The sequence below is a fragment of the Paracoccus sp. IB05 genome, assembly GCF_016405985.1.
Classification (GTDB): Bacteria; Pseudomonadota; Alphaproteobacteria; order Rhodobacterales; family Rhodobacteraceae; genus Pseudogemmobacter.
Map to the genome: position 1 here is coordinate 23607 of NZ_JAEFCF010000033.1, position 12520 is coordinate 36126.

A 12520-nucleotide genomic window follows, 5' to 3' on the forward strand; every position below is an offset into this window, starting at 1 on the left:
ATGGCGAAACTCATCCGGGCCGAGGCCTTTATCGTTGACCTGATCCCAAAGGTGAAACGCACCGATGCGATCCAGTCCTTCAAGAGCCAGGAGACGATTTTCGTCCGCCTGACCGATGCCGATGGCGCGTCGGGCCTTGGCTACAGCTATACGATCGGCGATGGCGGCCATTCCGTGCTGGAACTGCTGCGGCGCAGCTTCCTGCCCGCGCTGATCGGGCGCGAGGCGGGCATGATCGAGGCGATCTGGCGTGATCTGCTGTTCCTCAGCCATGCGACGGCCGTTGGCCCGATCATGGCGCTGGCCCAGGCGGCGATTGACACCGCGCTCTGGGATCTGCGCGGGGTGAAAACCGGCTTGCCGCTGCATGTGCTGGCGGGGGGCGCGAAACCCTCGGTGCCGATGTATTCGACCGAAGGCGGCTGGCTGCATCTGGAGCCGCAGGCGCTGGTCGATGACGCGCTCGCGATGCGCGAGGCAGGGTTCCGCGGATCGAAAATCAAGATCGGCAAACCCACGGTCGCGGGTGACGCCGCCCGGCTGGAGGCGGTGCGCGCCGCGCTCGGTGATGATTACGAGATCATGACCGATGCCAATCAGTCGATGACCCAGCCCGAAGCCTCGCGCCGCCTTGGCCTTTTGGAACGCCTGAACATCGCCTGGTTTGAAGAGCCGTTGCCCGCCGATGACATCGCGGGTCATGCCCGCCTGACGCGCCAGTCCCGCGTGCCGATTGCAGTGGGCGAGTCGATGTATTCCCCGGGCCAGTTCGCCGATTACATCCAGGCCGGGGCCTGTGGCATCGTCCAGGCCGATGTGGCGCGGATCGGGGGCATCACGCCCTGGCTCAAGGTCGCCCATATGGCCGAAGCGCATAACCTGGCGATCTGCCCGCATTTCCTGATGGAACTGCATGTGTCGCTGGTCTGCGCGGTGCCGAATGCGCCCTGGCTGGAATATATCCCGCAGCTCGACGATATCGCGGCCCCTATGGCACGCGAAGGCGGTCTTGCGCTGGCCCCGGTCGCGCCGGGGCTGGGCATTGACTGGGATCATGAAGCGATTGCGGCCCGCGTCTCGGAAGGCTCGCATCTGATCATCACGGAGGCGCAGTCATGACGCGCCATGCCTCTGTCATCGGCCTCTCGGAAGAGGGCAAGGCCGAGTATAGGCGCCTCCATGCCGCCGTCTGGCCTGCGGTGCTCGCGAAGATCTCGGAATGTCACATTTCGAACTATTCGATCTTCCTGAAAGAGCCGGAGAACCTGTTGTTTTCCTATTTCGAATATTCGGGCACTGATTATGAGGCCGATATGGCGAAGATGGCGGCTGACCCGGAGACGCAGAAATGGTGGGCGGTGAACAAGCCGCTGCAACGCCCGCTGGACACGCGTGCAGATGGTGAATGGTGGGCCGGTATGTCGGAGATCTTCCATCATGACTGAACTGATCCAGAGCATCACCCCGCCGAAAACCGCGCTGCCGATTGTGATTTTCGGGGCCGGGTCTATCGTGTCAGATGCGCATCTGCCCGCCTGTGCGAAGGCCGGTTTCACCGTGGCGGGGCTCTATGATCCCGACCAGGACAAGGCCCGCGCGATCCTGCCGCCAGGGGCTGTGGCCTATGGTTCGCTGGCCGAGGCGACGGCTCTGGGCACCGGCGTGGTCTATGATCTGGCCGTACCGCCCGCCGCGATTCCGGCTGTGCTGAATGCGCTGCCCGAAGGCGCCGTCGCGCTGATCCAGAAGCCGATGGGGTCTGACCTTGCGGCAGCCGATGAGATCATCCGCATTCTCAGGACCCGCAAGATCCGGGCGGCGGTGAATTTCCAGCTGCGGTTCGCGCCGATGAGCCTTGCGCTCAAAGATGCCATCGCGAAGGGCCTGCTGGGCGAAGTGGTCGATTTCGACGCCTGGCTCGCGCTGGATACGCCCTGGCATCTCTGGGCCTTCCTGAAGGATCTGCCGCGGGTCGAGATCCTGCTGCATTCGATCCATTATCTTGATTTCGTCAGGGATATTCTGGGCAACCCGGATGGCGTTCACGCGAAAACCATGGGGCATCCGACCTCTTCCGTGTCGAATACGCGGTCTTCGATGATCCTCGATTACGGGCAACGCGCCCGCGCCAGCCTTTCGGTCAATCACAATCACGCCTTTGGCCGCCGGTTCCAGGCCTGCGAATTCCGCATCTGCGGCACGAAGGGCGCGGCTTACCTGAAGCTCGGCGTCAATCTCGATTATCCGAAGGGCGAGCCGGATGAATTCTGGCTGAACACAGATGGCGAATGGCGGCAGATCCCGCTGATCGGCAACTGGTTTATCGAGGCTTTCGTCGGCCGGATCACGCAGGTGATGCGCTTTGCCACCGGCGAAGATGCTGAGCTGCAAGGCAGCGCCGAAGATGCCTGGCACACTATGGCCCTTGTCGAGGCCGCCTACCAATCCAGCGCCCTTCCGGCGCATCCGATCAGGACTTCTCCCGATGCTTGAACAGGTGAAATATTACGAGGATTACGAGATCGGCGAGGCGCGCGACACGGTCGGCCGCACCATCACCGAGACCGATTTCGTCGTTCATGCCGGCCATTCGGGCGATTTCTTCCCGCATCATCTGGATGCAGAATTTTGTAAGACACTCCCCTTTGGCCAGCGCATCGCGCATGGCACCATGGTCTTCACCATCGGCGTCGGCCTGACGGCGACGATCATCAATCCGGTCGCGTTTTCCTATGGGTACGACCGGATGCGCTTTGTGAAACCCGTGTTCATCGGCGATACGCTCAGATCCCGGGTCGAGATCATCGGCAAGGAGCTGATGGAAAAACGCCCTGGTTTTGGCCGCGTGACAGAACGCGTCATCGTCACCAAACAGACCGGCGAGACCGCGCTGGTTGCCGACCATATCTATATGGTGGAGTGCCAGAAGTGACTGAGAAATCGTCATTCGGGCCGTTTCTGCTTTTGTCCGGCAAAGACAATGTGCTGGTCGCCCGCGCGAATTCGCCCGAGGGGCTGGTGGTTGCGCTGGAAGGCGGCGAGGTCCGCCTTAGCCGCCCGATTCCGATGGCCCATAAGATCGCGCGCCACGACATCGCACCAGGCGATGTTATCCTGAAATACGGCATGCCCATCGGCATCGCGACCGGGGCAATCCGCGCGGGCGAGCATGTCCATGTCCATAATATCCGCTCGGCCTATACGCCCACGCATATGTTGCAGGACGCCGATGGCCGCAGCGCGGGAGTGTCCTTATGAGTGAGATTCAGGCCTTTTTGCGCCATGATGGCCGCAAGGGCATCCGCAATACGCTGGTGGTGGCCTATCTGGTGGAATGCGCGCATTTCGTGGCCTCGGAAATCGTGCATCAGTTCCGCAACACCCCGCATGAGGGCGAGGTGCAGCTGATCGGTTTCCCCGGCTGCTACCCGAATGAATATGCCGCGCAGATGATGGAAAAGCTCTGCACCCATCCGAATGTCGGCGCGGTGCTGTTCGTGTCTCTGGGATGCGAGAGCTTTGACAAGGTGCGGGCGGCCAATGCGGTGGATGCCTCGGGGCGCCCGGTGAAAACGCTGGTGATCCAGCGGGCGGGGGGGACGCGTTCGACGATTCAGGCGGGCGCCGACTGGATCCGCCAGACGCTGGCGCAGATTTCCGAAGTGCCGCGGGTACGGATGGGGGTGGATGAGCTGATCATCGGCACGGTCTGCGGGGGGTCGGACGGGACGAGCGGTATTTCCGGCAATCCGGCGGCAGGCAAGGCCTTTGACCTGCTGGTGGCCGAAGGGGCCGCCTGTATTTTCGAGGAAACCGGCGAGCTGATCGGCTGCGAAGAAATCATGGCCGAACGCGCGATAACGCCCGAGCTTGGGAACCTTTTGCGCGAAAGCGTCCATAAGGCCGAGCGCTATTATGCCACGCTGGGCTATGGGTCTTTCGCGGCCGGTAATGCGGCAGGCGGGCTGTCGACCATCGAAGAAAAATCGCTCGGGGCCTATGTCAAATCCGGTGACAGCCCGATTTCGGGGCTGATCAAACCCGGTGATGTGCCGCCCCATGGCGGGCTTTACCTGATGGATGTGGTGCCCGATGGCGATGTGCGCTTCGGCTTTCCGAATATCTCGGACAATGCCGAAATCGTCGAGATGATCGCCTCGGGTGCGCATATGACGCTGTTCGTGACCGGGCGCGGCTCGGTCGTGGGCTCGGCGATTTCGCCGGTGATCAAGATCTGCGCCAACCCGGACACCTATCGCAATCTCGCCGAAGATATGGACGTCAACGCCGGTGACATCATCGAGGGCGTCCGCTCGATCCCCGAAGTCGGCCAGGAGATCCGTGACCTGGTGGTCGCCGTGGCGGCGGGGAAACAGACGAAATCCGAAGAACTCGGCCATCGCGAGTTCATCCTGACCTATAAGACATTTGAGCCCATCGGCCCGGCCTGCCTGCCGGGCGCGGCCTGAGGAGAGACATGATGCAAAGACTTGCGGGGAAACGCGCGCTGATCACGGCGGCGGGCCAGGGGATCGGCCGCGCCAGCGCCGAACGCATGGCCGCCGAGGGCGCCGAAGTTATCGCGACCGATGTGAATGAGGTCCTGGTGGCGGAACTGGCGGGACTGCCGGGGATCACCGCGAAAGTGCTGAACGTGCTTGACCCGGGCGCGATCACCGCGCTGGTGGCTGAAATCGGGCCGGTCGATATCCTCTTCAACTGCGCGGGCGTCGTTCATAACGGCACAGTGCTTGAGGCGAGCGAGGCTGAATGGGATTTTGCCTTTGACCTGAACGCGAAAGCGCAATTCCGCATGATCCGCGCCGTGCTGCCGGGGATGATCGCGAAGGGGAAAGGCTCGATCATCAATATGTCTTCGGTCGCGGGGCCGAAAAAAGGCCCGGTCAACCGGGCCGTCTATTCCGCATCCAAGGCCGCTGTGGTCGGCCTGACCCGCGCCGTGGCCGCCGATTACGTGGCCCAGGGCATCCGCTGCAATGCGATCTGCCCGGGCACCGTCGACAGCCCCAGCCTGCATGAGCGGCTGAAGGCCACCGGCGATTATGAGGGCGCGCTGAAAGCCTTTATCGGTCGCCAGGCGATGGGGCGGCTGGGCCGGGCCGATGAGATCGCGGCGCTGGTCTGCTATCTGGCCTCGGACGAAGCAGGCTTCACCACGGGGACCGAACATGTCATCGACGGTGGCTGGACCACCTGAGCGAAGGAGCTGCTATGAAACTCGTACGTTATGGCGCGCGTGGCGCCGAGAAACCCGGCCTGATTGATGCGGAAGGGAAGCTGCGCGACCTCTCCGGCCATGTGGCTGATATTGCGGGCGATGTGCTGGCAGATCTGTCGGTGCTGGCAAAGATCGACCCGGCCACGCTGCCGCTGGTTGCGGGCAATCCGCGCCTTGGCGCCTGTGTCGGCCAGACCGGCAAATTCATCTGTATCGGTCTGAACTATTCCGACCACGCGGCTGAAAGCGGCATGGCGGTGCCGCCCGAGCCGGTGATCTTCGCGAAATACACCTCGGCAATCTGCGGGCCGGATGACCCGATCCTGATCCCGCGCGGATCGGATAAAACCGACTGGGAGGTCGAGCTTGCGATTGTGATCGGCAAACGCGCGAAATACGTCTCGGAAGCCGATGCGATGGACCATGTCGCAGGATATTGCGTCTGCAACGATGTCTCGGAGCGCGCTTACCAGATCGAGCGCTCGGGCCAGTGGTCCAAAGGCAAGAGCTCGGACAATTTCGGTCCGATCGGCCCCTGGCTGGTGACGCGGGATGAGGTCAAAGACCATGACAAGCTGCATATGTGGCTGAAGGTGAATGGCGAGACCATGCAGGATGGGACATCGGCCACCATGGTCTATAAGATCCCGTTCCTGGTCTCTTACCTGTCGCAATTCTTCACGCTGCATCCGGGTGATGTGATCTCGACCGGCACCCCCCCCGGTGTTGGCCTTGGTATGAAACCGCCGCGCTATCTGAAGGCCGGCGATGTGGTGGAACTGGGGATCGAAGGCCTCGGCACCCAGCGTCAGATCTGCGAGAACGATGCGTAAGAAAAGGGGGCGCTCGCGCCCCCTCTGAGCCTTTCAGGCTCATTCACCCCCTGAGGATATTTAGAGACAGAAAATAGCAAAGTGGCGCCTGTTTTTCATTTTCTGTCTCTAAATATCCTCAGGGGGAGCGCCGTCAGGCGCCGGGGGGCAGAAAGCCCCCCGCTCCGGCCTCAGCCTGAGGCGGCGAATTTCAGACACATGGGCGTGCCGATCTCAAGATATATGCCGCTGTCTGACAGGGCCCCGCTTTCACCATCGCGCTTCAGCACACTCACCCGGTCGGAATTCTGATTGGCAACGAAGAGATGCCGCCCCGAAGGCGTCAGCGCGATATTTCGGGGTGTGGAGCCGCCGCAGCTTACCAGATGTCGTGACCCGAACCTCCCCGTTGCCGGATCGACCCCGATCTGTACGATACTGTCATGCCCGCGATTGGCGCCATAGAGAAAGCGGCCATCTGAGGAAATCCGGATATCCGAGCAGTGGTTCCCTGACAGGGCATCCTCCGGAACCGTATGGCGGTGGTCTGTTTCAGCGAGCTCACCCGTGGTCCCGTCACGGCGATATGAGGTGATCGAAGAATCGAGTTCATTGATTGCAAAGAGGAAATGACCACACGGGCTCAGCGCCATATGTCTTGGGCCGGAGCCGGGGCGGGTGGGGGTGAGCGACAGTCGCTCCGGTCTGCCAGCCGCGTCGATCCGGTAGCTCACGAGCGCGTCCATTCCCAGATCGGCGACGATCAGCTGTCCATCGGCGGTTTCGGCCACGCTATGGGCATGCGCGCGCTCCTGGCGGTCGGGGTCCGGGCCCTGGCCTTCATGCGCTGCGGCACCCACCGCCGGCGAGAGGCTGCCATCCTCGCGGATGTCGAACACCACCAGCGACTGGTCGGGCCCGCCTTCGCCCACGGTATAATTCACCACGTAAAGCCGCCTGCCATCGCGCGAGATCAGGCTATGGGCGGTGATGCTGCCAAGGCCTGGCTGGGTGTTCAGGTAAGTCAGGCGCTGGTCCCTGTGGTCATAGCGGAACGCGGTGACCAGCCCCTCGCGCCATTCGGCCACTTCGGAACTGGCATAGATATGGCGCCCGTCCGGCGTGACCGAAAGGAAGGTCGGGTTGTCGATCCCGGGGAAATGCGCGCGCGGCGCGAAGGTCAGCAGTGATTCGTCAAAGGCAAAGACATGGAGCCCGTCACCGCGCGCGCCCTGGAAATAGGGGGTCTCGCGGTTCAGGGTGCCGATGACCAGAAGCAGTTCTGCGGCCATTTCTTTCCTCCCTTTGAAATACGGCCTCGCGCTGGTTCCTGCGCGGGCGTATTCCATATTTAAAATTTTATGTTGTCAGTAAACCCCGTTGACCTCTTCGCGTCAATTCGTAGCATCACGGTGCAGGATTTCACAGGTAAAACCATGAGTGACATTGAAGACGAAGGCCGCTACCGGGCGCCGGCGCTGGACAAGGGGCTCGACATGATCGAGCTGCTGGCGGCACGCGAAGAGGGGATGACGCTGAAAGACATCGCCACCGCGCTCGGGCGGTCGCCGACCGAGCTTTACCGGATGCTCGACCGGCTGGCGCGCAGGGGCTATGTCTCGCGCCATGGCGACAGTTATCAGCTGACAATGAAGCTTTTCCTGATCGCCCATCAGCGCCCGCAGATCCGCCGTCTGATCGCTCAGGCCATGCCGGCGATGCGGCGTTTTACCAATGCGGCGGAACAGGCCTGCCATCTGGTGAAATACGACCGTGGCGATCTGGTGATCATCGCTCAGGTCGAGGCGCCGGGCTATTGGGGTGTCACCATCCGGGTCGGGGCGCAGATCGGGCTGGTGAATTCCGGCTCGGGGCATGTGTTCCTCGCCTTCGCCTCGCCCGAGGAAAAGGCGCTGATGTATGAGGAGCACGAGCCGATGCCCTATGAGGTTGCGCCGCCCGGGCTGGAAGAGCGGCTCAGAGATGTGCGCCGTCAGGGCTATGAGTCGATGGAAAGCCAGCAGACCCCGGCCGTGGCCAACCTTTCGGTGCCGATCCTTGGGGCCAATGGTGCGGTGCAGGCGGTGCTGACCTGTCCCTTCGTGCGGCGGCTGGAAAACCCGAATGCGCCTGATCGCGACCGCGTTTTGCGGATCCTGGTGGAAACCTGTCGCGAGATTTCCAGCCCGGGCGAGGCGGCGGACTGACCCTGATCAGAGGCTTTCGGGCAGCTCAGGCTCTGGCCCGGCGCGGTGGTCGGTGAACTGCGGGCCGGTCTGGTCATGGCGAGGCTCGCTGAAGGTGCCGATGTAAAAAAGCCCCGGGTAAAAGCGCGAGACCGGAAAGCCTTCATGGGGTTCCAGATCGGTCGGGGAAGGGGAAGTCTTCTCGCAGGAGATTGCGGCGGATCGGGTGAAAGCGGGTGGTGAGGTTGTAAAGATCACACAGCCCCCCTGGCCCTCATGCAGCACATAGACACCGGAGCGGTGCAGATAAAGGCCGGAGCCACGCCACCAGCCGGTATCCTCCGCCAGGGGGCTGCTGACACGCGTTCCGTTGTGGGCGATCTCGATCCGACGGGACCAGTCGCTCTGCAGGCTTATGAGCGGCTGCAGTGTCATTGCGACCTGCGCGCCATCGGGCAGGGAGACCGAGACAGACTCTTCCGGCCGGCAAGCCGCCAGTGGCAGCGCCAGCCCGATCAGGACCGTCGTCAAACGCATGTCAGCCCTCCCGCCGCTGTTTGCGCAGCAATGTCGCAGTTCGGTCGGCTGCGTCAATCGCCGGCAGTTTCGCCAGGCATGTGCGGTTTTCAGGCTTGCGGCAATCTTCCATAAATGAAATTATCCTTCACATACGAAATGCAGGGCGCCTTTGGGACGGGCGCGGCAGGGGGGGGGAATCCATGACGACCGAAACTGTGACGCTGCCTCTTGAGGGGCTTGTCGTGCTGGATATGAGCCAGTTCCTCTCTGGCCCCTATTGCTCGCTCAGGCTGGCGGATCTTGGCGCGCGGGTGATCAAGATCGAGCGCCCGGATGGCGGCGATCTGTCGCGCCGTCTCTATCTGTCGGATACCGAGATCGGCGGTGATTCGACGATTTTCCACGCGATCAATCGCGGCAAGGAAAGCCTTGCGATCAATATGAAAGACCCCGCCGATCTGGCGGCACTGAGGAAGCTCATCGGCAAGGCTGATGTGCTGATCCAGAATTTCCGCCCCGGCGTGATCGAACGCCTCGGCCTCGATTATGACGCGGTGCGCGCGATCAATCCGGCGCTCGTCTATGCCTCGATCTCGGGCTATGGCGATGAGGGCCCCTGGGTGATGCGGCCGGGGCAGGATCTGCTGGCGCAGGCGCGGTCGGGGCTGATGTGGCTCAATGGCGATGAGGGGCAGGGGCCGGTGCCTTTCGGCCTTGCGGTGGCCGATATGCTGGCCGGTGCGGCCTGCTGTCAGGGCATTCTTGCGGGGCTTGTCAGGAAGGGCATCACCGGCAAGGGGATGCATGTCCAGACCTCGCTGATGGAGGCGCTGATCGACTTTCAGTTCGAGGTGCTGACGACCCATCTGAATGACGGTCGCCGGGTGCCGAAACGGTCGGAATACCGCTCGGCCCATGCCTATCTCTCGGCGCCTTACGGGGTTTATGAGGCAAAGGATGGCTGGCTGGCGATTGCGATGACGCCGATCGCGCGGCTGGCTGACCTGATGGGGATCGAAAGCCTCGCGCCCTATCGGGACGACCCGAAACTGGCCTTCTCGCAGCGCGATACGATCAAGCGGCTGATATCCGACAAGGTCGCGACCGAAAGCGTCGACCACTGGCTTTCGGTGCTGGAGCCGGCGGATATCTGGTGCGCCAAAGTGCTCGACTGGCCGGAACTCCTGGCCTCCGAGGGGATGCGCGTTCTCGACATGCTCCATACCGTGACCCGCGAAGATGGCGTTTCCATCGAGACGACCCGCCTGCCGATGCGGCTGAACGGGCACCGCCCCGCCAAACCCGGTGCAGCCCCGCTGATCGGCGCCCATTCCGCCGCCATCCGTAAGGAGTTCGGCCTGTGATTAAGCTTAAAGGCATGACCTGGAGCCATCCGCGCGGCTATGATCCGATGGTCGCCTGTTCGGCGGTCTGGGCGGCCGAGCAGGGCGTCGAGATCACCTGGGAAAAGCGCTCGCTCCAGGATTTCGAGAGCTTCCCGGTCGAAGACCTTGCCCGCGCCTATGATCTGATCGTGATCGACCATCCAAATGTCGGCCAGATCACCCGCGAGACCTGTCTGACCCCGCTGGACCTGCCGGGCCGCGAGGCCGAGCTTGCCGCGCTGGCGGCCGGCTCCGTTGGCGCGAGCTTTGCAAGCTATACCTGGCAGGGCCGGCAATGGGCCTTTCCGATAGACGCCGCGACCCAGGTGCTGGCCTTTCGCCCGGATCTGATCGACGCGCCGCCCGCCAGCTGGGCCGAAGTGGTGGCGCTGGCGAAAGAGGGTCGGGTGGCACTGCCGCTGCGCCCGCCGCATTCGCTGATGTCGCTTTACACGCTTGCAGGCAATATCGGCAGGCCCTGCCAGGTGACAGGGGAAGAGATCATCGCCCCCGCAACCGGCGCCGCGGTCTGGGAGATGCTGCGCGAAATCGCGGATCTGGTCGAACCGGCCTGTTCGGGCCAGGATCCGATTGCGGTTTTCGAGGAAATGGCGCGGCCTGAAAGCCGGATTGCGGTGGCACCGCTGATCTATGGCTATGTCAATTATGCCATTCCCGGTTTCCGCCCCCGGCTGATCCGCTTTGCCGATATGCCGGTGGCGGGCGCAAATGGCCCGGTCGGATCCGCGCTTGGCGGCACCGGAATCGCGGTCTCGGCCTTTTCCGGGGCGCGGGATGCGGCGGTGGATTTCGCGTACTGGATCGCCTCGGATGCGGTGCAGAAGGGGGTATTTGCGGCCTCTGGCGGCCAGCCCGGTCATGCCGGGGCCTGGCAGGACGAAACGGTCAACGCCGCCACTTCGGATTTCTACCGCGCCACCCGGGCCACGCTGGAAGGCGCCTGGGTCCGGCCGCGCCATGACGGCTATATGGCCTTCCAGCACGCCGCATCGACCCGCATCACCGAAGGGCTGGCCGCGCGCGAGAGCGCCGGCCCGGTGATTGCCGATATCAACCGGTTGTTCCGGGAGAGCTTCTGACGGCGAAAGATCACCGCTGCGCCGGAACACACAATCCGGCCGGCGTAATTCAGGGAGGAGGAACCCGATGACGAAGAGAATGGCGCGGCTCTGCGCGGCGACGGCACTGACGGCATTCGCGATGCCGGTATTCGCGCAATCGGTGGAAGAGGTGATCGCGGCTTTGCCCGAGGGGCTGAAGTCACAATATGAGGGTGCCCCTCAGGCCATCGCCACCGCGCCGCTCGCGGATTTCACCCCGAAAGCAAAGCCTTACAAATGGTGCCATTCCGAAAGCTATCAGGGCAACCCCTGGCGCGTTTCGGTCACCAATGAGCTGAAGCGCCTTGTGGACGGGCTGATCGCCGAGGGCGTGGTCTCGGATTTCGAGATCTCGGATTCCAATGGCGATGTCGGCCAGCAGATCAGCCAGATCCGCGCTTTCATCGACAAGGGCTGCGGCGTGATCACCTCGATCCCGGGCTCGGCCACCGGGCTTGACGAGGCGATTGCGGCGGCGGCAGCGGCGGGCATCCCCTTTGTGACGGCGGCGGGTTCGGTCACCGCGCCTTCGGCGGTGAATGTCGACAGCAACTATTCCCGCTGGGGCTATGAGATGATGGATGCGATCGGCCGCGCGTTGCCCGACGGTGGCAATGTGCTGATCGTTGAAGGCATCGCAGGCCATCCGATTGTGGCCCAGGAACGCGCCGGCGCCGATGCGGCCATGGCCGGACATCCGAACCTGAAAATCGCCCGGGTCGTCAATGGTGACTGGACGGCGAATGTCACCAAAACCGTTGTGCTGCAAACGCTTGCCACCAATCCGGCGCCGATTGACGCCGTCTGGTCGGCGGGGTCCGAAAGCCGCGTCATCGCCGAGGCTTTCGCCGAAGCCGGTCGCCCGGTGCCGGTGATCACGGCATCCATCACCGGGGATGCGCTTGGCTACTGGAAGGCCAGCCCCGAGGGCTTCCGCTTCGAGGGCCATGCCGTTCTGCCGGGCTGGACGGCGCAAACGCTTTACCGTACCGCCGCGCGGATCATGGATGGGCAAAAGCCGGTCCTGAACACGCTGATGATCCCGCTGCCGCCGGTGCATGAGGCGGATCTGGCGACCTGGTACCAGGATTGCATGACGCCCGACGCAGTGTCGGTTTTCCCGGTGCCGCCGACCGATCCGATGCCGGAAGACTGGCTTGATGCCTATTTCACGAATCCCGCCCCGAGCCCGGCCTGGGATTACGCGAAGACCCCCGGCGCCTGCGCCAACTGATCCCGCCATCAAGCCGCGCGTCCG

14 protein-coding genes are annotated in these 12520 nt (G+C 63.1%); 12 read left to right on the forward strand and 2 right to left on the reverse strand.

Features of this window, described 5'->3' with window-relative positions; genetic code table 11:
• Genes JC607_RS18645 through JC607_RS18680 form a run of 8 tightly spaced genes read left to right on the forward strand, consistent with a single transcriptional unit; the run spans position 1 to position 6072 of the window.
• On the forward strand, positions 1-1119 hold the full coding sequence (locus tag JC607_RS18645) for a mandelate racemase/muconate lactonizing enzyme family protein (protein ID WP_198838395.1): 1119 nt from the start codon (positions 1-3) through the stop codon (positions 1117-1119).
• Complete coding sequence (locus JC607_RS18650) at positions 1116-1445, forward strand: L-rhamnose mutarotase (protein WP_198838396.1); 330 nt, start codon at positions 1116-1118, stop codon at positions 1443-1445. Before JC607_RS18645 ends, JC607_RS18650 begins: the two co-directional genes overlap by 4 nt.
• On the forward strand, positions 1438-2493 hold the full coding sequence (locus tag JC607_RS18655; protein WP_198838397.1) for a Gfo/Idh/MocA family protein: 1056 nt from the start codon (positions 1438-1440) through the stop codon (positions 2491-2493). The genes JC607_RS18650 and JC607_RS18655 overlap by 8 nt, the downstream gene beginning before the upstream one ends.
• Positions 2486-2932, forward strand: a complete 447-nt coding sequence (locus JC607_RS18660) for a MaoC/PaaZ C-terminal domain-containing protein (RefSeq protein ID WP_198838398.1) — start codon at positions 2486-2488, stop codon at positions 2930-2932. Before JC607_RS18655 ends, JC607_RS18660 begins: the two co-directional genes overlap by 8 nt.
• A complete protein-coding gene (locus tag JC607_RS18665) occupies positions 2929-3258 on the forward strand; it encodes a UxaA family hydrolase (RefSeq protein WP_198838399.1) in 330 nt (109 codons plus the stop codon). The genes JC607_RS18660 and JC607_RS18665 overlap by 4 nt, the downstream gene beginning before the upstream one ends.
• A complete protein-coding gene (locus JC607_RS18670) occupies positions 3255-4469 on the forward strand; it encodes a UxaA family hydrolase (RefSeq protein ID WP_198838400.1) in 1215 nt (404 codons plus the stop codon). Before JC607_RS18665 ends, JC607_RS18670 begins: the two co-directional genes overlap by 4 nt.
• An 8-nt stretch (positions 4470-4477) precedes the next feature.
• Positions 4478-5218 carry an SDR family oxidoreductase gene (locus tag JC607_RS18675; protein ID WP_198838401.1) on the forward strand — a complete coding sequence of 247 codons (741 nt, stop codon included), beginning with the start codon at positions 4478-4480 and terminating at the stop codon, positions 5216-5218.
• A 14-nt stretch (positions 5219-5232) separates the two neighbouring features.
• A complete protein-coding gene (locus JC607_RS18680) occupies positions 5233-6072 on the forward strand; it encodes a fumarylacetoacetate hydrolase family protein (RefSeq protein ID WP_198838402.1) in 840 nt (279 codons plus the stop codon).
• 170 nt (positions 6073-6242) lie between these two features.
• On the opposite strand, the gene JC607_RS18685 is transcribed toward JC607_RS18680, so the two are convergent.
• Positions 6243-7343 (reverse strand): lactonase family protein, encoded by a 1101-nt coding sequence (locus JC607_RS18685; protein WP_198838403.1) that lies wholly within the window; start codon positions 7341-7343, stop codon positions 6243-6245.
• 144 nt (positions 7344-7487) lie between these two features.
• On the opposite strand from JC607_RS18685, the gene JC607_RS18690 reads away from it, so the two are divergent.
• A complete protein-coding gene (locus JC607_RS18690) occupies positions 7488-8258 on the forward strand; it encodes an IclR family transcriptional regulator (protein WP_198838404.1) in 771 nt (256 codons plus the stop codon).
• Between the two features lie 6 nt (positions 8259-8264).
• On the opposite strand, the gene JC607_RS18695 is transcribed toward JC607_RS18690, so the two are convergent.
• Positions 8265-8774, reverse strand: a complete 510-nt coding sequence (locus JC607_RS18695; protein WP_198838405.1) for a hypothetical protein — start codon at positions 8772-8774, stop codon at positions 8265-8267.
• Positions 8775-8956: 182 nt separating this feature from the next.
• Between JC607_RS18695 and JC607_RS18700 the strand changes: the two genes are divergently transcribed.
• From JC607_RS18700 to JC607_RS18710, 3 genes are all read left to right on the forward strand, one after another.
• A complete protein-coding gene (locus JC607_RS18700; protein WP_198838406.1) occupies positions 8957-10120 on the forward strand; it encodes a CaiB/BaiF CoA-transferase family protein in 1164 nt (387 codons plus the stop codon).
• The gene (locus tag JC607_RS18705; protein WP_198838407.1) at positions 10117-11241 is read left to right on the forward strand and encodes an extracellular solute-binding protein; all 1125 of its coding nucleotides are present in this window, start codon (positions 10117-10119) and stop codon (positions 11239-11241) included. Before JC607_RS18700 ends, JC607_RS18705 begins: the two co-directional genes overlap by 4 nt.
• Before the next feature lie 67 nt (positions 11242-11308).
• On the forward strand, positions 11309-12496 hold the full coding sequence (locus tag JC607_RS18710; RefSeq protein ID WP_198838408.1) for a substrate-binding domain-containing protein: 1188 nt from the start codon (positions 11309-11311) through the stop codon (positions 12494-12496).
• Positions 12497-12520: the final 24 nt, after the last annotated feature.

Bases quoted from the DNA above. Each gene is read 5' to 3' on its own strand.
- JC607_RS18675 (WP_198838401.1), top strand. From the start codon at position 4,478: ATGATGCAAAGACTTGCGGGGAAACGCGCGCTGATCACGGCGGCGGGC.
- JC607_RS18645 (WP_198838395.1), top strand. From the start codon at position 1: ATGGCGAAACTCATCCGGGCCGAGGCCTTTATCGTTGACCTGATCCCA.
- JC607_RS18710 (WP_198838408.1), top strand. From the start codon at position 11,309: ATGACGAAGAGAATGGCGCGGCTCTGCGCGGCGACGGCACTGACGGCA.
- JC607_RS18660 (WP_198838398.1), top strand. From the start codon at position 2,486: ATGCTTGAACAGGTGAAATATTACGAGGATTACGAGATCGGCGAGGCG.
- JC607_RS18685 (WP_198838403.1), bottom strand. From the start codon at position 7,343: ATGGCCGCAGAACTGCTTCTGGTCATCGGCACCCTGAACCGCGAGACC.
- JC607_RS18690 (WP_198838404.1), top strand. From the start codon at position 7,488: ATGAGTGACATTGAAGACGAAGGCCGCTACCGGGCGCCGGCGCTGGAC.
- JC607_RS18655 (WP_198838397.1), top strand. From the start codon at position 1,438: ATGACTGAACTGATCCAGAGCATCACCCCGCCGAAAACCGCGCTGCCG.
- JC607_RS18670 (WP_198838400.1), top strand. From the start codon at position 3,255: ATGAGTGAGATTCAGGCCTTTTTGCGCCATGATGGCCGCAAGGGCATC.
- JC607_RS18695 (WP_198838405.1), bottom strand. From the start codon at position 8,774: ATGCGTTTGACGACGGTCCTGATCGGGCTGGCGCTGCCACTGGCGGCT.
- JC607_RS18650 (WP_198838396.1), top strand. From the start codon at position 1,116: ATGACGCGCCATGCCTCTGTCATCGGCCTCTCGGAAGAGGGCAAGGCC.
- JC607_RS18700 (WP_198838406.1), top strand. From the start codon at position 8,957: ATGACGACCGAAACTGTGACGCTGCCTCTTGAGGGGCTTGTCGTGCTG.
- JC607_RS18680 (WP_198838402.1), top strand. From the start codon at position 5,233: ATGAAACTCGTACGTTATGGCGCGCGTGGCGCCGAGAAACCCGGCCTG.